We start from the raw sequence: 24601 nt of genomic DNA, 5'->3' as shown, positions 1-24601 counted from the left end.
TGCTTCTGGTGCGGATTACTTTAGTAATGGGAATAGCGAAAAATCGTCTGTCACGGAGGCAATCTCCGGCCCGCGTCGGGCAGTCACGGCAATACCCTCTTGCGCCAAATAAGCGCGAATGCGCTGAGCAAAAGCCAATGCATGTGCGCCATCGCCATGTAAACATACTGTATCCGCTATCAACGGAACCCAACAGCCGTTTATCGCCTGCACCTTGCCATCACGGACCATGCTGATTGTTTGTGCCAGCGCTTTCTCTTCATCCTCAATCATGTCACCCGGTGTGCCGCGCTTGACCAGGCTGCCATCAGCGTTATATCCACGGTCGGCAAAAACTTCTTCAACCGCCACCAGGCCCGCCTTTCTAGCGGCGGTAATCAACGCGCTATTGGCCAAGCCAAACAATGCCAGAGCGGGATCAAAATCACGAACCGCTGCCACAATCGCAGCGGCCAATTTGGGATCGCGCGCAGCTTGATTATATAGCGCGCCATGCGGCTTGACGTGGACTAACCGCGCACCTTGTGCTTCCGCAATCGCAGCCAGCGCGCCGATCTGGTAAAGCATGCCACTGTAAATCTCTTGCGCTGGCAAATGCATCTCGGTCCGACCAAAATTATCGGGATCAGGAAAACTAGGATGCGCACCAATGGCAACGCCATACTGTATCGCCCATGCAACCGTTTGCTGCATCAACACTGCTCTGCCGGCATGCCAACCGCAGGCGATATTGGCGGAACTGATCAATGCGAGCAAGGCCTGATCGCTGGCACCACCTTCACCGAGATCAGCGTTCAGGTCAACGTTAAGGGCCACATCTCGCGTTTGAGAAGAATGATGCGTCAACGGCATCGCAGAAATCTCCGTCGAATCAGGCAATAAAGTGGACGTAGAAATATCTGCCAAATTTACCTCTTTTTTTGTCGTCTTCTTCATCAGTTACTCCTTCATTTTCGCGTCATTTTTTTTCCGGATGCAGCCACGTCATGGCCCTATCGATTTGCTCCAGATATAACGTTTCATTAATGAGCTCCTGGCGAGCTTGTTCGGCATTACACTCAATAAACTGTAGCGTCCGATTAAAGCGAAGCTGTGCAAGCTTGGGAATATCAGCGGCGATGACGACGCCTATTTTTGGGTAGCCACCGGTGGTTTGAGCATCGGCCATCAAGACGATTGGTTGACCTGCTGGTGGTACCTGAATGACGCCGGGAAAAACGCCGTGCGATAGCATATCAACGCTCTTTTTAGTCTTCAACTCCGGCCCCGACAAGCGAAATCCCATACGGTTACTTTGCGGAGTGAGTGTCCATACGCTTTTCCAAAAAGCACGTTGTGCCGCCACCGAAAACAGCGCATATTCCGAACCAGGAATTACCCGAATCTGCATTGGTTGTGCGTACTTCGATTCTGTGTCCAAGTCGTACCAATCGGGTGCGCGAACGCCAAATCGAGGGGCGCACCGGATAGGTGACGAGGCCGGATTCGGCACCGCCATCGTCAATTGATCTCCATCCAAAAGTGCTCGGCCACAATGGCCGCCAAATCCGGCAGACATATCGGTCGAACGTGAACCCAGCTGCAAAGCAACATCAAGTCCACCTGCGATGGCAATATAGGCACGCATACCTTTTTTTGCCGAATGCAATTTTAAAGTCTGACCCGCCCTGACCGGAATACTCCAACATGGCCCAACGCTTCTACCGTCAAGTGTCGCCGCAAAATCAGCACCGCCAACAGCAATCCGTGTGTCAGCAGTGAAGCGCAATACGCAAGGACCGAGCGTGATTTCCAGCCCCGCGGCATCAATTGCATTACCGACCAACTTATTTGAAATAGCGAGCGCGATGCGGTCCAAGGCGCCCGACTGACAGATGCCCAAATGCCGAAAGCCGCTGCGCCCCATATCTTGGATGGAGTTCAAGCGACCAGCGCGGATGACGTCAATCATGATAAATCCCCACTAGCCACAAAGCGCACCCGGTCACCGGGTTGCAACAGTGTTGGCGACGCAGCGGATGGATCGAATAACCGCACATCCGAATGACCAATTAACTGCCATCCACCGGGCGATGCGGCGGGATAGATGGCAGTTTGGCTGCCGCCAATGGCGACCGAACCGGCGGGCACAACTAAGCGTGGCTCACGGCGACGCGGAGTAGCTAGCAACGGATCTAGTCCACCCATGTACGCAAAACCAGGTTGAAAACCAAGGAAAAAAACGACGTAATCAGCAGCTGTGTGGCGCCGGATCACTTCCGCTACGGACAATCCGGTATGTTCTGCAACCGCTGTTAAATCAGGACCGCGGTCTCCGCCGTACACTACAGGAATGTCAATCTGACGACCGCTCTTAGTGACAGCTGTCGATTTATTCCAGGCGGTTAATAATTTGTCTGCCAGATCATCGAAGTCAGCAATCAATGGGTCAAACAATATCGTCAAATTATTCATCCCAGGGACAACATCACGAACGTGCGGCCACGCGTTTGCTTTAGCCGCAATGGCCCACAAACGCTGCTGGCAATCCAGTGTTGCGCTGACTGCAACGCTGCCGATGCCGCCGACAGTTAATGTCAGGGAACCTTCGCCCAAAAAATGAATTTCCGCCTGATCCAGGGTCGGTTGAAGCTTGGACTCGGTCATCTCGCTTATTTCCTTCCACACGCTACAAAGCGGTGCATGATGGTGATGGATTAAGTCAAGTTAAGCGACTTAAACAGTAATTAGCATAAAGAAACTAGCAATATCGGCCATCAAAAATAAAATGTCAATAAATTGTATGTAAATAGATCATAAATCGTATTCAAATCATCATCTTCGAACCATGAATCCTTGGGCAAATTCACGTCTTCATCAATAAATCAAGACACTGAAAAGCAATTCTCAATTAGCATGCAAACGAAGCCTCTTTTATGTGCTTAGCGATTGTTTCATAATAGCAACTATACGGCACATACTGCTTTTAGACTAATTTCGCGTAGATTCATAGATTGTTTTTTATTTAATTTTGACGCCTTCAAAGGTGTACCGGGACACAACATGAATACCCCATCAAAAATACTGTCATCGGCGCATCTGGCGTCGGAAAGTACCTCAGAGTTATCTGAACTTGAATATGCGTTAATTATTGCTGGCAATGCTTTTAACCGCTGGATGGCACGTTGCATGGCGGCGGCTGGCGTAAAAGATATGACACCAATTGAGGTGTCTTTGTTGCATCATGTTTGCCACCGCGAGCGCAAAAAAAAATTAGCCGATATTTGCTTCGTACTGAATATTGAGGACACGCACGTTGCTAGCTATGCGCTAAAAAAATTGGTTAAAACGGGCTTGGTAGCGAGCGAGAAAGTCGGCAAAGAGGCTTTTTTTTCGGCAACTGAGAAAGGCTATGCACTAGCTCAGGCATACCGTCAAGTGCGAGAGGAATGCCTCATTCCACTGCTATCGGATACCGGCTTATCGAATCAAAGCCTGGGCGAGACGGCTAAATTGTTACGAACGGCGTCGGGGCTATACGATACGGCATCGCGGGCGGCGACTTCACGGTAAATCAGTCGACAAACAAAAAGGCGCATAGAAAATCCATGCGCCTTCATTATTTGATTTGCGATCTTGCGATCAAGATCATCAATTGATCATGCTGCTAAGGCCTTATCGAGCAATTGATGCAGCTCAGCAAAAGAGGGCTCGCCCACATAACGCTTAATAATATTGCCTTTTTTGTCGATGACAAAAGTAGTCGGTGTCAGTTTGACGTCACCAAATGAATTAGCAATCTTATCGTTGGTATCTAACGCTACCTGAAACGGCAAACCGCGTGTTTTCACAAAATTCAGGACATAGTTTGGGGGATCGTAGCTCATGGCGACCGCCACAAAATCCAAACCCTGGGCTTTATATTTATCGTAAGTTGCCACCATTTTAGGCATTTCACCGACACAGGTAGTACAACTAGTGGCCCAGAAATTGACCATCACAACTTTGCCACGCAAACTCTTGAGAGAGACCTGCTCGCCTTTCAAATTCGTGAAACTGACGTCCGGTGCAGGATTTTTATGCGAAAGCGACAGCATGACAAACAAGCCTGTTGCCACAATCACGATCGCGATTGCAAGCTTTATCCAGAGCGGCTTGCGGGGTGCGGCGTCTACTTGAGATTGCATAAATTATCCAATACCGATCAGGCCAGAAGACCTTCATTATAGTCATCTGGCTAGCGACTTGCTGAAGTAGACGCAAGGATTGCCAATCGAATAACAATCTAACGCGTTACTTGCCCAAGAGGGAGCAAAAAGAATCGAAGAATTAGCCTTGCCATATCGAGCCAATAATCTTGGCCCCTGCCATCCACATGCATAGTCAGAAACCCCATTCGGCAGCTTACGTTCACCCAAAAAATCGAGATCACTGCAAGACTTACTCATATTGCTTTCATAGCATCAACATTAACAATCTGGCGCTTTGGTCAGCGCGGGTGTCGGTTATTGACCAGCCCGCGCTGCCAAACGCTATCCATCGATTTTTTAGCTTTTTATTGCTATTTTTGTTACTTTTTTATTTCTGAGGTGCCGACGACAACTGCGTCAACTCTTCTTCCGTCATGTACTCAAAGGCCTTAACGACTTTTTGCACACCATCAACGCCGGCCGCGATTTCCGCCGCACGCTTGGCTTCACGTTCGGTCGCCTGGCCCATTAAGTATACGACCCCACGCTCAGTGACGACTTTGACCGCATTGCCAAAGACATCTTTTGCGTCAAGCAAGGAAGCTTTGACCTTGCTCGTAATGTACGTATCGTTAGAACGTTGCCCAAAAGATGATGGCTCAGCGACTACCAATTCATTGAGGACTGAATGCACACCTTCGATTGCTTTCGTCTCTTGTTCTGCGGCAACTTTCGCAGCATCATCGCGCACTTCGCCGGTTATCAATACGCGGCGATTGAAGCTGGTCACATTAATGTGACTTGGCTCTCCGACGATACCGACAATGCGTGACTCGGCTTTAATAGCAATCGTTTTATCATCGGTTTGCGCACCCAGCGTACGACGATCAGTTGCCGCAAATCCTCCGACTACCGCGCCGCCAAGCAACAATCCGACACAACCTTGCACGCTCATCGCTACCGCGCCGCATAAAGCTATTGTCATCAACGGACGTCGTAACGTATTCCAACGACTTTGTGCACTAATCATTCACATCTCCTCCGAATAAAGCGACATCGATGCCGTCGCATAAGCAATGAATTGTCAGCAGGTGTACTTCTTGAATGCGCGCGGTACGATCATGCGGCACGCAGATATGGACATCTGCATCGGTCAATCTTTGATTTATGGCGCCACCACCTTTGCCCGTCAACGCCACTACCCGCATATCACGCTCAAGTGCTACGTCAATCGCCGCAAGGATGTTAGCGGAATTGCCGGATGTCGTGAAAGCCAGTAACACGTCACCCGCTTGTCCAAAGGCCTGAACCTGTTTGGAAAAAATCTCATTGTAACTATAGTCATTGGCGATCGCTGTAATGATCGATGTGTCCGTGCTGAGCGCCATTGCAGGCAACGGCAACCGCTCACGTTCAAATCGGCCGACCAGTTCTGCTGCAAAATGCTGACTGTCCGCAGCGGAGCCGCCGTTGCCACAGCAAAGAATCTTGTTCCCGTTTGACAACGCAGAAAACATTAGTTCAACTGCCGCTGCAATTGGTTGTACTAATTCCGCCGCAGCGTTGGTTTTGAGTTCGGCACTTTCTTGGAAATGCGCCAGGATACGTTGATTGATCATAATAGGCTGTTTATAAAAGAGTTAATTAGAGTAGCAGATTGGCCAGCATGGTTTCATTATTCGTGTTTCAGGTATCTTTTAGTCTGTGCGGCGCACTGCGAATCATCACGCGTCGAAAGCATTTTTTATCCATTCCATGACCTCTCCGTCGATGGCAATAACATCAAACCGGCAAGCCGGTGGTTGGCGATAACGCTGTAAAAAATGTTGCGCAGCGATAATCAGGCGGCGTTGTTTACTAGCGGTGACACTGGCTGCTGCCCCACCATGCCGTCGATCGGCACGCTGCCGGACTTCGACAAAAACGAGCGAAGCCGTCGCAGACGCCGATCCGAAAGCAACCAGGCGATGTGGAGAAGGCGTCACTTCTTGCAATCGTCCTTGACCCGTGCCGTCCAGCATAATCAGATCGATTTCGCCACCCTTGCAACTAAAATTTCGCTCAATCAGCGTAAGTTGACGATGCTGCAGATAATCTAATGCCGCGTCTTCTGCCAGTTGTCCACTAATTTGGCGTGTGCTGCGACGATCAGGTATTAGCAAATTTTTGAAAAAATTCATCGCCTAGTTTTCTTCGCTCGGATTCTTCACTTATTTTTTACATTTCTGCGCTTCAATCGGCTACCGTCGATTCCTGTAATCGGTGCCTTAAATCAGTTCCTATAGTTAGCGATCTTCAAGCGGTACAACGACGCCATCCTGATACGCCGCCGTTGGCTCGGTCCGCTCGAAAGCCGGAGTACCGACGCCAAAACCGATATTCAACTGACCCGTAACACCCCGAAGCTGAAAAGCGATATTTCGCTTGGCAATCTGGCGACTGACGTTAAAAGCGTCAATGCCGAGTGCATATAACCGTTCCAGATCCGCATTATGCGCCCCGCCTTCGCTCGCCACTCGCCGCGGATATAATCTCATGGCAGGATTTTCCGGCGTGAGTAGCCAAGGAATATCCAGCAATCGCACACCACTCAGTTCTGCCAGGCGCTTGCTATCACCGCCATTTAAAGAATTTAATTGAGAGATGCCATACATAGTCGTCTCTGGACCGACGGACGTGCGCACTTGCGAGGCTTGATCGGCGGTCAACGCGACAAATATTGCCCTCGGATTTTCAGTTTGGATACGTTGGTTGAGCTGATCCATAGCACCAGCGTTGGCGACGCCTTGCGTCATGCTGATCGTCATCACTTCAGTCACCAGTCCAGCACTGGCGGCCTGCTGCACAAAAGCACTAACGACGCGTCGTTGCCAACTAGCGGCGGTGGCAATCACAAACACTTTGCCCGGGCCTTGCTCTACACCGATCCAATCGGCAACCTGGCGCGCTTCAGCCTCAATCGACAAGCCAATAGGCAGCAATAACGGTGGCAATCTGGTCTCTTCGGCAGCGGATAAGTCCGGTTGCGTCAGGGCGACAGTCGGTTTGGTTATCTGCCCATTTTTGACGATGGCAGTCATCCCCGTACGCGATAACGGACCAACCAGAATATCGTAATGCGGACTCGCCGCAAGATAGGCAGCAAGCATGTCGGCTGGTGTATCAGTCGCCTCGATCACGGTAACGGCAAGACCACTTTTATCGCGCTCATAGGCAGCAAGAAAACCACTTCTTAATGCCTCCGCAGCACTTCCCAGCGGTCCCGAGCGCGTCGGTAATAACAAGGCAATACTCGCCAGTGGGATATGATCATCGCCGATATCATTGGCAACCTGCTCCACAACTGTTGTGTTTGCCAGCGCAGCGGGGGACAATCCGTGCATCATGACACCGGCCAACACAAGCAACAACGGCTTTGCCCATTTGTATAACATTGATAACTCTCCATGACTGAACATTCTGCCAGCAACCTTCTTACCTTACCGATTCTTTCGGAGGTTAGTCTGCAAACATATCCGCTGTCGACATTATATGTGCTTGCCACGCCAATCGGAAATGTCTGCGACATTAGTCTGCGCGCACTGCATGTCCTGTCGCTGGTTGACGCGGTCGCTTGCGAAGACACCCGAAACACGGCACATTTGCTCAATCGATATGGTATTTCCAAGCCGCTTCTGGCGGCGCATCAACACAACGAGCACGAAGCAGCAGAAAAGATCGTTGCCAGACTGCAAGCGGGCGAGCGTATCGCACTGGTTTCTGATGCCGGTACGCCTGGAGTTTCCGATCCAGGCGCGCGAATCGTTGACGCTGTTATAAAAGCTGGTTTGCGTGCCTTACCGTTGCCAGGACCATCGGCAGCTATTACAGCGCTTTCGGTTAGTGGCCTGTTGCACGATCAATTTCAATTTGTAGGTTTTTTACCAAGTAAAACGCGTCAACGAGAAACGGTATTGGCTAGTTTGGCCAACGTCGCGGCGACGCTGGTCTTGTATGAAGCACCACATCGCATCATAGAGACCGTTGATGCGTTGGTCCAAGCGTTTGGCCCAGTTAGACAGATCGTTCTGGCGCGTGAGTTAACGAAGCTGTTCGAGACCATACACCGCTGCCCTTTGGGAGACGCACCTACATGGCTTGCGGCAGATCCCATGCGCCAAAAAGGAGAATTTGTCATTCTCATCGACTCACCGCCGGTGGCAGTGGATGACGGTGCGGAAGGCGATCGAATTCTCAAAATTCTGCTGGCAGAACTATCCGTTAAGCAAGCGGCATCGCTGGCAGCGCAAATCAGCGGGCAAAAGAAAAACGCCTTGTATGACAGGGCGCTGGTATTAAAAGGGGCGCAGGAAAAAGGGGCGCAAGAGGCCGAGCTGTGATGCGCGAACAAGTTTGCTTATGCCATGGTTAATTTAGAAACTATTGATTAAAAATCCAACATAATCATGGACGTTCGGCATGTTGAATACTCGCCCGGGGTCATTTATTGTGATGATTATGAGGTTAATGGATTGCATAAAAAATCCACATTTTTATAGCCATACTGGCAAGATGGGCGACGTATTTTTGCAACGTTTAACCCTAGTTACTGGTTGGTATTCGGGTTCAAGCGTAGAATCCCGCAAATTGTGCAGTGCATCACAGCATGTAAAATCCGTTATTTTTCAGATAACAAAACGGGACAGACGCAAATATTAAGCACAGGACACATTTAATAACCTGGTTTATATAGGCGCCATAAATAAGAAAGAAACCATGAGTAATACGCAAAGCGGTAGCAAGACACCTTTTACCTCAGCACGATTACATGTCATTACGCTTGGTGCTTTGGGTGTCGTGTTTGGCGATATTGGCACAAGCCCGTTGTATGCACTAAAGGAGAGTTTTAGCCCGGAACACGGCATTCCCTTTTCATCCAGCGCAGTGATGGGCATCATTTCGATGCTATTTTGGGCGATTATGGTCGTCGTCACACTGAAGTACATTTATTTAGTGATGCGCGCCGATAACAATGGCGAGGGTGGCGTTTTAGCGCTGATGGCACTCGCTTTACGCACCGCCAAAAGCGGCTCGCGCTGGGCCAAATGGCTCATGATGCTTGGCGTGTTCGGTGCATGCATGTTTTATGGCGACGTGGTGATTACACCCGCCATTTCGGTGCTATCCGCGGTTGAGGGTCTTGGCATCGCAGCGCCGCAATTAGCACATTTCATTATTCCATTAACCGTAGCCATTATCATCGTCCTCTTCTTGATCCAGCGACATGGCACGTCAATAGTGGGCAAGCTATTCGGTCCGGTGATGTTGCTGTGGTTTATCTCCCTCGGTCTGCTCGGTATTTATAACATTCTGAAAGCACCGGAAATTCTGGCTGCGGTAAATCCTTACTACGCGCTCCAATTTATGGTGGAACATGCGCAACTTGCGTTTGTTGTACTCGGTTCAGTTGTGCTGGTCCTCACTGGCGTAGAAGCGCTATATGCGGATATGGGACATTTTGGCGTCAGGCCTATCCGTTTTGCCTGGCTGTATACCGTCATGCCTTGTCTGCTGCTATGTTATTTCGGCCAGGGCGCTAACTTGATTGTGAACCCATCCGCGGTATCGAATCCTTTCTATCTAATGGTCCCGGATGCATTGCTTTTGCCGATGGTGATTCTTTCCACTTTTGCCACTGTGATCGCCTCTCAAGCCGTAATTTCCGGTGCATTCTCGCTCACAAGCCAAGCAATTCTGTTGGGCTTCGTCCCCCGCATGCGTATTTTGCACACTTCAGAAGATGAGCGTGGTCAAATTTACGTCCCGGTCATCAACTGGATGTTGCTGGTGCTGGTTGTCGCTGTCGTGCTGGCATTTAAGAAGTCAGACAATCTTGCTGCAGCGTATGGTGTTGCCGTGACTGCCACAATGCTGATCACGACGATGCTCCTAGCGGTGGTCATGCGCACGTTATGGAAGTGGCATCCATTAGTCGTGGCGCTGATTATCGGTGCTATTTTTATCGTCGATTTCGGTTTCTTCGCTGCCAACCTGATGAAAATCCCTGACGGTGGCTGGTTCACTATTCTGCTCGGCGTGATCACTTTCTTCCTGCTGATCACCTGGTATTCAGGTCGCATGCTGCTGCGTGAACGTAGTCAGGATGAGGGTATTCCGCTTGAACCGTTCATTGAAGGCCTGCTGGCCCATCCACCACATCGGGTTGATGGTACGGCAGTCTTTCTTACTGGCAATATTGCCACGGTGCCGGTTGCGATGCTGCACAATCTCAAGCACAATCGGATTTTGCACAAACGTGTTTTCTTCCTGAAGATCAGCATATGGGATATCCCTTACGTTGACGACAATAAGCGGTTGACGCTGAAAGAAATGGGTGGCGAGGTTTATTTGCTGCGTGCCGCGTTTGGCTTCAAAGAAGCGCCGGACGTCAACACCGTCATGAATTTAACCAATAAACAATTCGGACACGAGTTTGACTTGATGGACACCTCGTTCTTCCTGGCCCGCGATACGATCGTGCCGAGCAAATTACCTGGCATGTGGTTATGGCGTGAAAAGTTATTCGCCTGGATGTATGCCAATGGCGCTAAACCATCAGACTTCTTCCACATCCCTATTAATCGTGTGGTCGAGTTGGGTACCAAGGTTGAGATTTAAAGTTTGCATCTATGTATCGGTCCGATCTTCGATAATCGGACCAATTGCAGCAAAAGATGTTTTAAATAAGAAAGGGAGCCAATGGCTCCCTTTCTTATTTTTGACTTTTCGAGTGCATATTCAACAGCGCATTACTGAGTTTATGGATTAGCGGCTATCAATTGATTATCAATTATCAGCCCAATCATTTCGATGCATACTTCATAATTCACTAAATTCAATTCATTCAATTTAATTTCTTAAAAAAGAACATCAAATCCAAAACAGCTTATTGCAAAGTGACCGGCTGACTCATTAAAGCATCGTAATTACCAAGGAAAGCATCGATATCTTCGATAGTTGGCTCGGAGGCGATTAGTTCTTCCACGCCTTGACGAAAGAATTCTGCCAAGGCTCCTGCAATAAAAATTTCACGTTTAAATGACTTATCGACAATTTCGTAACCGCCAAAGCGTAACGCTTCCCGATGCTCATCTGCCCCGAATTCGACGACGCTGTATTGGTCACTGTTGTAGATCAGGTTCATATGCGCTCCCTGTAAAGTTAGACAGAAGGTGATGATCGATAAGCAGTTTTCAAGCCAGATCGTGTAAATATTTTGGCGCACTCCTTTTGTTCAGAGTCAAAACCATGAATAGAACCCTCTGAATTCAATACTACGCCTTAGGGCATTTTTGTCACGCATTTAATGCAAAACGTTAACGTCAATTGCAACCAGATGTGACAAAACGGTGTGTTATTGCCAAAATATTAAAACTATTACCCTTTTTAATTGCCATTAATATATCAATCGCTCATTTGGCGCACAAGGTATCGGTACAGAATGGCTAATTGACTGAATAAGTATTGATCACTTATTGTTCCCTAACTCCACGACTTGTTTGTTTTGTTTATATTTAAATAGCTTTCCTACCAACAAGTGACAGTAATGCATGCCATTGAGACCACGAAAAAACGGATGCGATGCGCGCAGTGCGCGCGCCCGCAAAGTCACTGCCTATGCGGATTGATTCCGCGCATCGAAAGTCGCACGCGGATATTGCTTCTGCAACATCCCAGTGAGGCAAACCACGCCTTGAACACAGCTCGTCTGGCAGCGCTGGGATTGGTGAACGCAGAACTTCTTATCGGTGAAGTATTTCCGAAATTGCCAGCGCTAATCTCTCAAGCGGAATATCAGACTTGCCTGTTATTCCCCAGCGACGATGCGCAACCGCTTGTCTACACAGAAGACACACTTGCATCCCAACCATTGTTAATCGTCGTTTTAGATGGTACCTGGCGAAAGGCACGCAAGCTGCTGCACGTTAATCCCGCGCTAGCCACCTTGCCGCGCTTCGTTCTGCCAGCCGGTTTGCAGTCGCGCTATCGCGTCCGTAAAACACCCGCGCCCGGCATGGTTTCGACACTAGAAGCAATTGTTTGTGCGCTCAATGTCATAGAAGCACCGCGCAATTTTGACGCGCTACTTACTCCTTTTGAAGCGTTAATCGATCAGCAAATCACCGCAATGGGACCACAAACCTACATGCGTAATCACGGTTCTATTAACCAACCGGATTAACCGGATATTAATCTGCCATTTGTTGCGTTATAACCTTCACATAGCGCTATTTCTCTCGCAACGCCCGACGATACTGGATCGCTTCCGCCACGTGCGCTTGCGCGATGTTTTCGCAGGCCGCCAGATCCGCAATCGTACGCGCAATTTTTAGCACGCGATGATAGCCACGCGCCGACCAATTAAGACGCGTCATCGCGGTTTGCAGTAATTGTTCGCCCGCTGCATCTGCTTTGCAAAAAGCATCGATATCATTGGTCGACAGCGCATTATTACCCTTCCCTTGTCGCGCCAGTTGTATCGCATGGGCTTGCGCAACACGGTCTGCGATCTTGCTCGACGATTCGCCATCGGCTTGTTTTTTTAACTCATCGTGCCGTAGTGATCCGACCTGAATCTGCATATCAATCCGGTCCAGTAAAGGGCCAGAAATTTTGTCCTGATATCGCGCGATATTGTCAGGCGTGCAGCGACACTTATTTGATATATGGCCAAGATAACCGCACGGACAGGGATTCATGGCAGCGATTAGTTGAAAACATGCGGGAAAATCCGCCTGACGGGCAGCGCGGGAAATGGTGATGCGTCCAGACTCCAGCGGTTCACGTAAAACCTCTAAAACCCGCCGGTCAAACTCGGGAAGCTCATCCAAAAACAATACGCCACGATGGGCCAGCGAAATCTCCCCGGGACGCGGCGTACCACCACCACCAACCAGCGCCACGCCAGACGCCGTGTGATGCGGCGCACGATACGGCCGCACCTTCCAACTGCTGCTGGAAAAACCACTGGTCAACGATTGCACGGCTGCTGATTCCAACGCTTCCTGATCGGTCATCGGCGGCAAAATACCGGCAAAGCGCGTGGCCAGCATGGACTTTCCGGTACCGGGAGGACCGATTAACAGCGCGCTATGACCGCCAGCAGCAGCGACTTCAAGCGCGCGCTTGGCTTGGAGTTGGCCTTTTACATCGCTGAAATCAAGATAGTGCGGCGTGCGTATCTGCGGCGCGGCGATATGCCGGGTTAGTCTTCCTTCAGCGTCTTTTGCTGAAAAATGCGCACAGACATGCAACAACGAATCCGCCGGATAAATCGCGGCATCTGTGACCAGGGCGGCCTCGTCAGCATTTTGGCGCGGCAAGATAAATGCGCGCTGTTTTTTTGGGGGTGGCTCTCGATTGCTATCGGCATTGTCAGAAATCGCGGCGGTCGCGCTGGTTGTCATCATCGCAAACGTCATCGCCAGCGCACCGCGAATTGGGCGCAGTTCGCCCGAGAGCGAGAGCTCGCCAGCAAATTCGTAATGACCGAGTTGATCCGCGGGCATTTGACCAGACGCAGCCAAAATGCCTAGTGCAATGGGCAAATCGAAACGACCTGATTCTTTAGGTAAATCCGCCGGTGCAAGATTGACGGTTATCCTGCGCGAGGGAAATTCAAAACAAGCGTTTTGAAGGGCCGCACGTACCCGATCTTTGGATTCCTTGACCTCGGTTTCCGGTAAACCAACGATGGTAAAGGACGGCAATCCGTTCGCAAGATGTACTTCAACCGTGACTTCCGGGGCTTGCATTCCTGCAAGCGCCCGACTTTTCAATACTGCCAACGTCATCGGTCTTGCCGCCTGTTCCAATATTGCAGATGCTGTAGAGCGAACGTATTGTCCAATCTCATGGACGCTTCAGTTGTGCTTCAAGCTCAGTGACGCGCGCCTCTAACAGTTCCAGTTTTTCGCGCGTCGTTGCCAACACTTGCGCTTGCACATCAAACTCTTCACGGGTAACGAGGTCAAGCTTTGAAAAGCCGCTGCTCAACATCGCCTTGACGTTTTTTTCAACGTCTTTCGCTGGCGAGTTTTCAATTGCCTTATTAATTTTCGACTGCATATCTTCAAAAAAAGTCGGCTTACTCATGGTGGTGCTCCTATAAATACTAACAATACTGAGAATAAAAAAATGATACCTCATCTCATCGCGAACGAGGGTATACCCAAACTGCATCTTAAGATAATTTCTTGGTGTTGTTACGAGAAGTTTTGGGCGCTCACCGCCGACGTTCAAAGCGCACCTTGCGCCCTGACTTTTCCGCAGTAACGCACAACCACGCTTGCGGAGGAAGCGCTTGCAACCAATCACAACCGGCTTGCATCAGTTAGGCTGATGTCAGACCGACTTATCCGATCCGCCATTCAACAAGTTGGCGCGAATCTCGCCCAATGACTGTATCTGCCGCGCATTTGCATCAAAGTTTGTCCCATTTAACCAAAGCTCAAAAGCAGCACGTTGAAGCGGCCACTCGTGATCTATGAGCGAAAACCAGGCAGTGTCGCGATTTCGCCCCTTGTTGACGCGATGTTGGCGGAAAATGCCTTCGGGCGTAAAACCAAAACGCAGCGCCGCCTGTTGCGACCGCTGGTTACGCGTGTCGCATTTCCATTCAATACGTCGATAACCGAGATCGTCGAACGCATGCTGCGCTAAAAGATAAATCGTTTCAGTACCCTTGCTGGACTGTTGCATAGCAGCACTAAACCAAATGTGCCCAATTTCAATGGATCCATGTTCTGGCGCGATACCTAGATAACTCACAATGCCCTGTGCCGCACCGGTTTGCCTATCAGTAACGACAAAGAATAGGGGATCTCTGGTTTTTTCGCATTCGCTCAGCCAACTCGTAAAACTGATCTGATCTTCGAAAGGTCCGACCGCCAGATAATCCCATTGACCGACATCCGCGCCATCACCGGTCGCCACACTATATAAAGCCTCCGCATAGCGTTTAACATCAAGCGGTACTAACAACACATTTTGCCCCTCCAGCACAACACCAGGTGGAACCCGCGCAGGCTGCCAGCCCGGCAGCAAACCTTCTATATGTGCGGCGTTTTCGAGAGACATATTGATCCTTGGTTTTGTTCTGTTTTGCGCAATGAAGGAATTGAAATTCGCACTAATTATGTGCTTATTCAGGTGCTTACCCAGGTGCTTATTTAAGCGCCAGTTCGGCACTTAATTGACAGATGAGCGCGATGTCTTCACCTAAACATCGGGCCAAATCAAGCACAGCATCGCCATCAACGCTTCCAGAACACCAATTTCATCTCACCATTTAAGTGCGAAAAGCTAAAATCGCACTACTATGGTGCTAAATTTTGCTAGTTTTACCATAGAAAAGGACCACAACTAGCAACAATGCATAAAATCAATTATGAATCGTGCCATAAGCGCATACAAACTAGTTGATATGTAGTTGGCATGAGTCCTGCTAGTAGAAGACTGAACTAAGTTGCTGTCTAACTATAATCTTAATGCATCTAAACCCAAGGGACTCATAAATGAAAAAGCTGACTTATAAGCTGATACTTGCCACAGCAGTAGCGACAACACTGGTTGCCGGTTTTGCTTACGCCGACGACGCTCCAGTTGTAGCACCGGCCGCAGCCGAACCGGTACCTGATAATCAAGTTGCTTATAACATCGGCTTGGTAAATGACTACCGCTTCCGCGGCATATCACAAAGTCGCTTTGATGCCGCCGTTCAAGGTGGCGTCGATTACACAAATAACCCAACCGGCCTTTATGCCGGAACCTGGTTATCAAACATCAAATGGATTAAAGACTCAGTAAATGCTGGCGGTTTTAATGGCAAAGGCAATATTGAGTGGGATCTCTATGCAGGTAAGCGCGGCGATCTTCCAGCCGGTTTCACGTATGACGTCGGCGGTCTGTATTACTACTATCCCGGTAACAACTACAGTCTTATTGGCAAAAATGCCAATACTTTCGAACTGTACGGTCAACTTGGTTACGGTCCAGCTTACTTCAAATATTCGCATGCGCTGACTAACTTGTTCGGCACAGTCAACAGCAAGAACAGCGCTTATTACGATCTGGGTGCCAATTTTGATGTTGCTTCCGGTGTCACGCTGGGTCTGCATTTTGGCCATCAAACAGTCGAAAACTTTAGCTTTGCCAGTTATAACGATTGGAAAGTTGGCGTCACTAAAACCTTTGACAGCCTATATGGCGTTACTCTAGGCGCTGCTTTCGTCGGAACTGATGCCAAGAACGGCGCATATGTCAGCCCTAACGGCAAAAATCTCGGCAAAAACGGCCTGGTCTTCTCTCTCGCAAAAACTTTCTAAACGAGGTCAACATGAAACTGATCACTGCGATTATCAAACCATTCAAACTTGATGAAGTCCGTGAGGCACTGTCCGCCATTGGCGTACAAGGCATTACCGTCACGGAAGTAAAAGGTTTTGGACGCCAGAAAGGCCATACCGAGTTGTACCGCGGTGCAGAATATGTCGTCGATTTTTTGCCAAAAACAAAAATCGAAGCAGCTGTTGATGACAGTATTCTAGAGCGTGCAGTTGAGGCGATCGAAACGGCAGCACGTACCGGCAAAATCGGTGACGGCAAAATATTCGTTCTCGATCTGCAAGAAGTTATTCGTATTCGTACCGGTGAAACCGGCAAAGATGCAATCTAAGGGGACTTTTAAAATGAACATCAAGAGATTTTTCGCCACGTTTTTGGCGTTTTGCGCACTCATGCTCGCAGTCGGCTTTATGCTGCCAGCCTCTGCTGCCGATGACGCTTCGACGTCGGCCTCAGCTGCGGCCAGCGCTACCAGCACTGCAGTAATTGCCGCGCCTGCTCCTGCAGTCGTCGCGCCTGCGGCTGCCGCAACTGGCGCACTTGCTACTGCTGCCGCTCCTGCCGTACCTGCTCCAGCCGTGCCTAACAAGGGCGACACTGCGTGGCTACTTGTATGTACCGCTTTTGTGATTTTAATGACATTGCCAGGCCTCGGCCTGTTCTACGGCGGCTTGGTTCGCAGCAAGAACATGTTGTCGGTTCTGATGCAATGTTTCACCATCTTCTCGCTGGTGATTGTTCTGTGGATCGTCTATGGCTATAGTCTCGCATTTACCGAAGGTAATGACTTCATTGGCGGCATGAGCCGGTTGTTCCTCAATGGAATGACACCAGACTCATTGGCGGCAACATTCAGCAAAGGCGTTGTATTGCCAGAGTTTGCCTTCGTCGTATTTCAAGGTGCTTTCGCTGCGATTACCTGCGCATTGGTCATCGGCGCATTTGCTGAACGTGCCAAATTCTCCGCCATCCTCGCGTTCACCGTGTTGTGGTTCACTTTTTCGTACTTGCCAATTGCCCATATGGTTTGGTATTGGCCTGGTCCTGATGGCTTCACTGATGCTGCTGCAGCAGCAAAAGCGTCGGCGACTGCTGGTTGGTTGTTCCAAAAAGGTGCGTTGGATTATGCGGGTGGTACGGTTGTTCATATCAACGCAGCGGTTGCCGGTCTGGTCGGTGCGTATGTTATCGGCAAACGCGTAGGCTACGGCAAAGAAGCTTTCAAGCCACATAGCCTGACATTGACCATGGTTGGTGCTTCATTGCTGTGGTTTGGTTGGTTTGGTTTCAACGCCGGTTCCGGTCTGGAAGCAAATGGCGGCGCAGCATTGGCCTTCATCAACACGCTGGTCGCAACGGCTGGTGCAGTATTGACATGGAGTTTGGGTGAGTGGGTTGGCAAGGGTAAGCCTTCCATGTTGGGCGGCGCATCTGGCGCGGTTGCCGGTTTGGTTGTCATTACTCCTGCCGCTGGTTTCGTCGGTGTTGGCGGTGCGTTGGTGATGGGCTTGATTGCTGGTTTTGCTTGCTTGTGGGGCGTAACTGGCCTGAAGAAACTCCTCGGCGCTGATGACTCACTAGACGTATTCGGTGTGCATGGCGTAGGTGGTATTCTAGGTGCACTGCTCACCGGTGTGTTCGCTGCGCCTAGCCTTGGTGGTGTTGGTATTTACGACTATGTCACCAACGCTGTTGCTCCTGACTATTCGATTAGCGGTCAGCTCTGGATTCAACTGCAAGGCGTGTTGACTACAGTGATCTGGTCCGGCGTGGTGGCATTTATCGCCTTCAAACTGGTCGACATCGTGATCGGTCTGCGTGTTACAGAAGAAGAAGAACGCGAAGGTCTGGATATTTCCAGCCACGGCGAGTCTGCTTATCACGGTTAATAGTATTAATATTGCCTGATACAGCCGCGGACTGCAGCCTGGTCCGGTGGTGTCCGGTGTATATTTATTAATATCACGCAGGCAAACAAACAGAAGCGCCCCAATCGGGGCGCTTTTTCATATTCAGGGCTTTAAAAACCACACATTGCCCTAATGTTGATAGCCCGGTCCGGTTGATCTCGTCACCTAAATCTCCTCTCTCGCACGTTGCGAGTCGGTAATTCCCGTTAAAATCGAGATCACTCAAGCGCAGCCGTAGTTTCGTCGTTTGATGAGGCATGCCCCGCTGGCACCTAAAAGCGCTTAACAGCGTCTAAACATGAAAGTGTAAGAGTTTCTATGGTTCCGCACCTCGTCACTGCCCTTAACGGCCCGTTACTCGATCTCGAAAAGAAAATTCTCGCCGCCACTCCGGCGATTGAACGCTGGTTTCGGATGGAATGGCAGGAGCACACGCCACCGTTTTACTGCTCGGTCGATTTGCGTAATTCGGGCTTCAAACTAGCCCCGGTAGACACCAACCTGTTTCCTGGTGGATTTAACAATCTATCGCCGGAAATGTTGCCGCTAGCGGTGCAGGCTGCGATGGCTGCGATTGAAAAATATTGTCCTGATGCAAAGAATTTGTTGTTATTGCCCGAGTTGCATACTCGCAACACTTTCTATTTGCAGAACGTTGCACGCCTCATGCAAATTTTCCGGCAAACCGGCTTAAATGTCCGACTAGGTTCTTTAGCCGAAGATGTTACCGAGCCGGTCACCATAGAGTTGCCAGATGGCACAACCGTGACGTTAGAGCCGCTGGAACGCTCGCATAACGGACGCCGTCTGGGTTTGAAAAACTTCGATCCATGTACGATTTTGCTTAACAACGATTTATCGTCAGGCATTCCATCAATTCTGGAGAATCTGAACGAGCAGACTTTGTTGCCACCTTTGCATGCTGGTTGGACGATGCGCCGCAAAAGCAGCCATTTTTCCTCTTACGATGACGTGGTCAAAAAATTTGCAAAACTGGTTGATGTCGACCCCTGGATGCTCAATCCATTTTTCACCAAATGCGATCAGGTTAACTTTCAGGAACAGGCCAGTGAAGAGGCTTTGACCTCGAGCGTTAGTTCCTTGCTATCCAAGATCCGCAAAAAATATAAGGAATACGGCATTAAGGAAAAGCCGTTCGTGATCGTGAAAGCCGATGCAGGAACGCACGGCATGGGCGTGACAAGCGTCACCGATGCCGGTCAGGTAAAAGAACTTAGCCTGAAGCAACGCAACAAAATAGCCGATGGCGGTCAGGCAATCTACGATGTCGTGATTCAAGAAGGTGTTCATACCTTTGAACACATCAATGATGCCGTTGCAGAACCTGTGGTCTACATGATAGATCGATATGTGGTCGGCGGTTTTTACCGGGTACACGCTGAGCGCGGGATCAATGAAAATCTAAACGCTCCCGGCGCACATTACGTACCGTTAGCGTTTGCACAACAGCACGCATTACCTGATTTGCTTGCAAAACCGGGGACGACCGCGCCGAACCGTTTTTACATGTATGGCGTAGTGGCCCGACTGGCGTTACTGGCAGCGTCACTGGAAATGGAAAAAACAGATCCGAATCCTGAAATCTACTAACCTGGGTTAGGATTTCACCTGTCTTTGATGACAGTTATTAAAAAACAAGATTCCAATAAAGGCTTGATAATGAAAATTGCTTTCCTCGCCGACCCGCTCGACAGTTTTAAGATTTACAAAGATACGACGTACGCCATGATGGTCGAGGCCGCAAAACGCGGTCACACAATCTATGCCTTTGAACAACAAGACATGGCGCTGGAAAGCGGCATCGTCACAGCCAATGTTGCACGTGTGACGCTCACTGGCGACAACAAGGATTGGTATCGGGCAGCCGCGCCAAGCGCGATGTTTCTGTCTGAATTCGACGCCATTTTGTTGCGCAAAGACCCACCATTCGACATGGAATACATCTACACCACGTATTTGTTGGAGCTGGCTGAAAAACAAGGCGCAAAGGTCTTTAACAAACCGCAGGCGATTCGCGATCACAACGAAAAACTGGCGATAGCGCAATTCCCGCAGTTTATTTCACCTACTTTGGTAACGCGAGATTCCGCACGCTTGCGCGCCTTTCACGAAGAGCATCAGGACGTCATCCTCAAACCATTAGATGGTATGGGCGGCGCTGGTATTTTCCGCGTCAAGTCCGACGGCTTGAATCTTGGCTCCATTATTGAAACATTGACCAATAATGGACGTCAAACCATCATGATCCAACGCTTTATTCCGGAAATAGTCGCCGGCGACAAGCGCGTCTTGGTTATCGGCGGTGAGGTCGTACCCTTCACGTTGGCACGCATTCCGCAAGGGAGTGAAGTCCGCGGCAATCTCGCAGCTGGTGGTTTGGGCGTCGCCCAGCCCCTGACAGCGCGTGAACGCGAAATAGGTGAAACGCTAGGGCCAATACTCGTCAAACGTGGTCTGTTACTGGTAGGATTAGATGTAATTGGCAATTATTTAACAGAAGTGAATGTCACTAGTCCGACTTGCTTTCAGGAAATTATGCAGCAGGCTGGTTTTAACGTGGCAGAGATGTTTATTAACGCGCTGGAAGCAGCTGTTCAGGCTAAAGCTTAACTAAGCACGCATCTGAAGATGCGGCGGCGAAAATGAATGGCTGACTATAAATCCATTATTTGGATGTAAACAGAATGAATAGGCGGATGTAATGTGCAAGTTTAATACGCACTTTGTCGAAAGCGCCTAAAATTACCGCGCAATATGCCATCCGGCACATTCGTTTTTATCCGCTCTGCGGGTCTGGTATCAAAAATTATGGTTGGCATTCTCCTATTAACGCATTCGCCGCTTGGTCAGGCCTTCGTTTCTGCCGTGTCGCATGTTTTCCGTCAGGTGCCGGAACGGTTCGAGGCAATTGATGTCATCGCGGATCAAAATCCGGCCGATGTTAAATTATTGGCGAAACAAGCCGTGGACCGTTTGGACGATGGATCTGGCGTGCTGGTGATTACCGATGTGATGGGCGGTACGCCATCAAACTGCACGTTGCCATTATGCAGTGGCGCGCAAACTCAGGTAATTGCAGGAATCAGTTTGCCGATGCTGTTGCGCGCACTCACCTATCGTAATGACACACTCGATGTGGTGGCAGAGATGGCGCTTGCTGGCGGCCAGGGTGGCGCTGTGCGGGTCGACAATCGGGTTCGCGTTTCACAATAAGCCGCAATAAGTCGCAATAAGTTATTTAGTGTCTGGATCAACATACCGGGCTTAAAAGCGATAACTTGCCGACCACGCAAGCCGCACTTTACGTTATGTCCTTGCATTTGAGAGATTGCTATTTTGTTGCCACATTTCTTACCGCCTCTATGTAATATGTATCCAATATTTACTCCTTGCTATTCGCCAACAATGAAAAATTAGCCGGGTGCGCTGTCGGGTATTAACAAAACAAAGATAAAGAACCCCATGATTCAAAAAAATATCGAAATCGTCAACAAATTAGGTCTTCATGCCCGTGCATCGGCTAAATTCACCCAACTTGCCAGCAAATTCAAATGTGAAGTCTGGATTTCGCGCAACAATCGCCGTGTCAATGCGAAGTCAATCATGGGCGTCATGATGTTGGCAGCAGGCAAAGGCAGCACCGTGTTGTTGGAAGCCGAAGGTTCAGACGAAAAAGAGTGTTTTGATGCACTCAATCAGCTCATCGAAGACAAGTTTGGCGAAGGCGAATAATCTGCTGCAAAAAAAGAAACCACAGCGCAGCGCTGAGGTCATAGCAGTACCGTAAAGCGAGATAGAAAAAATAAGACTAACGCAAATTTACGCCGCTTTGGCAATTTTAGAATAGTCCGAAAGTGTTCAACAAAGCGTCTGCCATCATTGCCTTGCGCAATTGCCGACGCCTTGAGGGACACTGCTACAGACTGTTCCATCATTTTGAGACACCCATTCACTGCGGGCTGAACAGATGGCATCTTTTTCCTTACATGGTATTCCGGTTTCGCGCGGTATTGCGATAGGTCGGGCGCATTTGCTGGCGCCAACAGCGATGGACGTCAAACACTATTTAGTGTCTGAAACCCAAGTTGAAGCCGAGGTGCAGCGTCTGGAAACCGCCGTCGCTACCGTCCGCAAAGAGCTACAAACCATCCGTAGTGAGCTACCCAAAGAGTCACCCGCCGAATTAGGCGCTTTCATCGATGTGCATTTGCTGATTCTGGCCGACGCGATGTTGGCCGAAATTCCGCTGGAGATTATTCGCCAGCGCCAGTACAACGCCGAATGGGCGCTGGTCACGCAAATTGACGAAGTCTCAGCACAATTCGATGAGATCGAAGACCCTTATTTACGTGAGCGTAAAACCGACATTCAGCAAGTCGGCGAGCGAATATTAAAAATATTGATGGGAACGGCGACAAAGTTGCCGGAACTTGAGGTCGACGTCGACGGTGCCTCTTCCCCCAACATCATAGTTGTCGCCCACGATATTTCTCCAGCTGATATGTTGCAATTCCGCAACCGTGCCTTCGCTGGTTTTATCACAGATCAGGGCGGCCAAAACTCGCACACATCAATCGTGGCACGCAGTCTGGATATCCCTGCCGCGGTCGGTATGGGCCACGCCTCGTTGCTGATCAAGCAGGACGACTGGATCATCATTGATGGCTTGGCCGGTGTGGTCATCGTTGATCCATCTCCACTGATATTGCAACGATTTCGTGAGCAACAAGCCCAACAAATCAAAGCCCGAAAAAAACTCGGCAAACTCAAAAAAACCCGCGCAGTCACGCTAGACGGAGTTGAGATTACGCTGTTGGCGAACATTGAACTGCCCGACGATTGTGCGCCGGCGATGGAATCTGGCGCGAATGGTGTAGGTTTGTTTCGCTCTGAATTTTTGTTTATGGGCCGCATTGGCATCAAGCAACAACTTCCCACAGAAGACGAGCAATTTGCGTCCTACAAACAGGCGGTAGTTGCCATGAAGGGCCGACCCGTCACCATCCGCACGCTTGACGTGGGTGCAGACAAACCGCTCGATACGAGCGAGCAGACCGCGCTCAATCCCGCGCTTGGGCGACGCGCGATTCGTTATTGCCTTGCTGAGCCACAATTATTTTTGACGCAGTTACGCGCTATTTTGCGCGCCTCCGCCTTCGGCACAGTCAAGTTACTAATACCCATGCTGGCGCACGTGTTTGAAATTGATCAGACTTTATTAATGATTGCGCAAGCCAAGCAGCAACTACGCGATGAAAAGATCAAGTTTGATGAAGATATCAAGATCGGTGCCATGATCGAAATCCCGGCCGCCGCTTTGGCGCTGCCGATGTTTATCAAGCGCATGGACTTTCTATCGATCGGTACCAATGATCTGATTCAATACACGCTGGCGATTGATCGCGTCGATCACGAGGTATCACACCTTTATAATCCCCTCCATCCAGCAGTATTGTTCTTGCTATCGAGCGTCATCGCAATGGGACGCAAAGCCGAAATTCCGGTCTCCGTATGCGGCGAGATGGCTGGCGATATCAAATACACACGTTTACTACTCGGTATGGGATTACTGGAATTTTCGATGGACCCAATCCATTTATTGGCAGTAAAGCAAGAAATTCTAAATAGCGATCTCGAAATGTTAACCGCGCAAACTAAGAAAATTCTGCGCACCACCGAACCCAGCGCGATTGCCACGGCAATCAATCAAATGCGCAGCGCGTAGGGGACGATTACCCATCTATGGGTGGCGAATAGTGAGGAGGCTACGGCCTGCCGGTTGCTTTGGATATCGGTCTACCAAACTTGCTATTTGCCGCCCACCTGTTTGGTCCCGTTTTATTTGCAGCAACGTGAACACTTTCTCAACAGTGACGTTATGCTCGAAATTTTATAACTTTCCCCGAAAAATCTTCACTTTTTGGAGGAATTCCCCTCTTCTATCGAGAAATCCACACTTTTTGTAGGTATCTCGTCCATTTCTTTCCTGTCCAGCGCCTGACGAATACGCCCTTGATGCAATTGAACGCCTGATCCGCAACGTCAGAATACTGTTTACTACGGTTCGAGAAGAGCGAATTTTTGTTTGAACTGAATCATCGGGGTCAGCAGAAAAGT

24 protein-coding genes are annotated in these 24601 nt (G+C 49.6%); 12 read left to right on the top strand and 12 right to left on the bottom strand.

What is annotated here, in order from left to right; all coding sequences use genetic code 11:
• Nucleotides 1-15 precede the first annotated feature (15 nt).
• From pxpA to pxpB, 3 genes are all read right to left on the bottom strand, one after another.
• The gene (pxpA, locus tag RGU75_RS08630; protein WP_322240349.1) at nucleotides 16-852 is read right to left on the bottom strand and encodes a 5-oxoprolinase subunit PxpA; all 837 of its coding nucleotides are present in this window, start codon (nucleotides 850-852) and stop codon (nucleotides 16-18) included.
• A gap of 106 nt (nucleotides 853-958) precedes the next feature.
• Nucleotides 959-1951 (bottom strand): biotin-dependent carboxyltransferase family protein, encoded by a 993-nt coding sequence (locus tag RGU75_RS08625; protein WP_322234930.1) that lies wholly within the window; start codon nucleotides 1949-1951, stop codon nucleotides 959-961.
• Nucleotides 1948-2619 carry a 5-oxoprolinase subunit PxpB gene (gene pxpB, locus RGU75_RS08620; RefSeq protein WP_322240347.1) on the bottom strand — a complete coding sequence of 224 codons (672 nt, stop codon included), beginning with the start codon at nucleotides 2617-2619 and terminating at the stop codon, nucleotides 1948-1950. Before pxpB ends, RGU75_RS08625 begins: the two co-directional genes overlap by 4 nt.
• A gap of 423 nt (nucleotides 2620-3042) precedes the next feature.
• On the opposite strand from pxpB, the gene RGU75_RS08615 reads away from it, so the two are divergent.
• Entirely contained in the window at nucleotides 3043-3552 is a 510-nt protein-coding gene (locus tag RGU75_RS08615) for a winged helix DNA-binding protein (RefSeq protein ID WP_322234928.1), read from the top strand.
• Between the two features lie 86 nt (nucleotides 3553-3638).
• Here RGU75_RS08615 and RGU75_RS08610 read toward each other — a convergent pair whose 3' ends face one another.
• The 5 genes from RGU75_RS08610 to RGU75_RS08590 form a co-directional block, all read right to left on the bottom strand.
• A complete protein-coding gene (locus RGU75_RS08610) occupies nucleotides 3639-4166 on the bottom strand; it encodes a TlpA disulfide reductase family protein (RefSeq protein WP_322234926.1) in 528 nt (175 codons plus the stop codon).
• 391 nt (nucleotides 4167-4557) lie between these two features.
• Nucleotides 4558-5199 (bottom strand): BON domain-containing protein, encoded by a 642-nt coding sequence (locus RGU75_RS08605; RefSeq protein WP_322234925.1) that lies wholly within the window; start codon nucleotides 5197-5199, stop codon nucleotides 4558-4560.
• Complete coding sequence (locus tag RGU75_RS08600) at nucleotides 5192-5788, bottom strand: phosphoheptose isomerase (protein ID WP_322234923.1); 597 nt, start codon at nucleotides 5786-5788, stop codon at nucleotides 5192-5194. The genes RGU75_RS08605 and RGU75_RS08600 overlap by 8 nt, the downstream gene beginning before the upstream one ends.
• Nucleotides 5789-5893: 105 nt before the next feature.
• Nucleotides 5894-6349, bottom strand: coding sequence for a YraN family protein (locus RGU75_RS08595; protein ID WP_322234921.1), 456 nt, complete (start codon nucleotides 6347-6349; stop codon nucleotides 5894-5896).
• A gap of 105 nt (nucleotides 6350-6454) precedes the next feature.
• On the bottom strand, nucleotides 6455-7603 hold the full coding sequence (locus RGU75_RS08590) for a penicillin-binding protein activator (protein WP_322234919.1): 1149 nt from the start codon (nucleotides 7601-7603) through the stop codon (nucleotides 6455-6457).
• Nucleotides 7604-7615: 12 nt separating this feature from the next.
• Here RGU75_RS08590 and rsmI point away from each other — a divergent pair, with 12 nt between their 5' ends.
• Nucleotides 7616-8548 (top strand): 16S rRNA (cytidine(1402)-2'-O)-methyltransferase, encoded by a 933-nt coding sequence (gene rsmI, locus RGU75_RS08585; protein ID WP_322234918.1) that lies wholly within the window; start codon nucleotides 7616-7618, stop codon nucleotides 8546-8548.
• Nucleotides 8549-8924: 376 nt separating this feature from the next.
• Nucleotides 8925-10826 carry a potassium transporter Kup gene (locus RGU75_RS08580; protein WP_322234916.1) on the top strand — a complete coding sequence of 634 codons (1902 nt, stop codon included), beginning with the start codon at nucleotides 8925-8927 and terminating at the stop codon, nucleotides 10824-10826.
• Between the two features lie 268 nt (nucleotides 10827-11094).
• On the opposite strand, the gene RGU75_RS08575 is transcribed toward RGU75_RS08580, so the two are convergent.
• Nucleotides 11095-11352, bottom strand: a complete 258-nt coding sequence (locus RGU75_RS08575; protein ID WP_322234915.1) for a DUF3567 domain-containing protein — start codon at nucleotides 11350-11352, stop codon at nucleotides 11095-11097.
• Between the two features lie 402 nt (nucleotides 11353-11754).
• Between RGU75_RS08575 and RGU75_RS08570 the strand changes: the two genes are divergently transcribed.
• Complete coding sequence (locus tag RGU75_RS08570) at nucleotides 11755-12390, top strand: tRNA-uridine aminocarboxypropyltransferase (protein ID WP_416186796.1); 636 nt, start codon at nucleotides 11755-11757, stop codon at nucleotides 12388-12390.
• A gap of 46 nt (nucleotides 12391-12436) precedes the next feature.
• Here the strand turns inward: RGU75_RS08570 and RGU75_RS08565 are convergent, their stop codons facing one another.
• The 3 genes from RGU75_RS08565 to RGU75_RS08555 form a co-directional block, all read right to left on the bottom strand.
• Complete coding sequence (locus RGU75_RS08565; RefSeq protein WP_322234913.1) at nucleotides 12437-14002, bottom strand: YifB family Mg chelatase-like AAA ATPase; 1566 nt, start codon at nucleotides 14000-14002, stop codon at nucleotides 12437-12439.
• Between the two features lie 58 nt (nucleotides 14003-14060).
• Nucleotides 14061-14303, bottom strand: coding sequence for an accessory factor UbiK family protein (locus RGU75_RS08560; RefSeq protein WP_322234911.1), 243 nt, complete (start codon nucleotides 14301-14303; stop codon nucleotides 14061-14063).
• 249 nt (nucleotides 14304-14552) lie between these two features.
• Nucleotides 14553-15287, bottom strand: a complete 735-nt coding sequence (locus tag RGU75_RS08555; protein ID WP_322234909.1) for a GNAT family protein — start codon at nucleotides 15285-15287, stop codon at nucleotides 14553-14555.
• Between the two features lie 437 nt (nucleotides 15288-15724).
• On the opposite strand from RGU75_RS08555, the gene RGU75_RS08550 reads away from it, so the two are divergent.
• The 8 genes from RGU75_RS08550 to ptsP all read left to right on the top strand — a co-directional run bounded on the left by RGU75_RS08550 (nucleotide 15725) and on the right by ptsP (nucleotide 24209).
• Nucleotides 15725-16534 carry a TorF family putative porin gene (locus tag RGU75_RS08550; RefSeq protein WP_322234907.1) on the top strand — a complete coding sequence of 270 codons (810 nt, stop codon included), beginning with the start codon at nucleotides 15725-15727 and terminating at the stop codon, nucleotides 16532-16534.
• 11 nt (nucleotides 16535-16545) lie between these two features.
• Nucleotides 16546-16884, top strand: coding sequence for a P-II family nitrogen regulator (locus tag RGU75_RS08545; protein WP_322234905.1), 339 nt, complete (start codon nucleotides 16546-16548; stop codon nucleotides 16882-16884).
• Between the two features lie 13 nt (nucleotides 16885-16897).
• The gene (amt, locus tag RGU75_RS08540; RefSeq protein ID WP_322234903.1) at nucleotides 16898-18442 is read left to right on the top strand and encodes an ammonium transporter; all 1545 of its coding nucleotides are present in this window, start codon (nucleotides 16898-16900) and stop codon (nucleotides 18440-18442) included.
• Between the two features lie 339 nt (nucleotides 18443-18781).
• Entirely contained in the window at nucleotides 18782-20074 is a 1293-nt protein-coding gene (gshA, locus tag RGU75_RS08535) for a glutamate--cysteine ligase (protein ID WP_322234901.1), read from the top strand.
• 69 nt (nucleotides 20075-20143) lie between these two features.
• Entirely contained in the window at nucleotides 20144-21094 is a 951-nt protein-coding gene (gshB, locus tag RGU75_RS08530) for a glutathione synthase (RefSeq protein ID WP_322234899.1), read from the top strand.
• A gap of 198 nt (nucleotides 21095-21292) precedes the next feature.
• Nucleotides 21293-21697 (top strand): PTS fructose transporter subunit IIA, encoded by a 405-nt coding sequence (locus RGU75_RS08525; RefSeq protein ID WP_322240343.1) that lies wholly within the window; start codon nucleotides 21293-21295, stop codon nucleotides 21695-21697.
• A gap of 249 nt (nucleotides 21698-21946) precedes the next feature.
• Nucleotides 21947-22216: an HPr family phosphocarrier protein gene (locus RGU75_RS08520; protein ID WP_322234898.1), complete on the top strand. Its 270-nt coding sequence runs from the start codon at nucleotides 21947-21949 to the stop codon at nucleotides 22214-22216.
• A 235-nt stretch (nucleotides 22217-22451) separates the two neighbouring features.
• Entirely contained in the window at nucleotides 22452-24209 is a 1758-nt protein-coding gene (gene ptsP / locus RGU75_RS08515) for a phosphoenolpyruvate--protein phosphotransferase (protein WP_322234896.1), read from the top strand.
• Nucleotides 24210-24601 lie beyond the last annotated feature (392 nt).

Origin of the sequence: Glaciimonas sp. CA11.2 (assembly GCF_034314045.1) — a bacterium.
Classification (GTDB): domain Bacteria; phylum Pseudomonadota; class Gammaproteobacteria; order Burkholderiales; family Burkholderiaceae_D; genus Glaciimonas.
The sequence above is the reverse complement of the archived record's forward strand: the minus strand, read 5'-3'. Positions and strand labels throughout refer to the sequence as shown.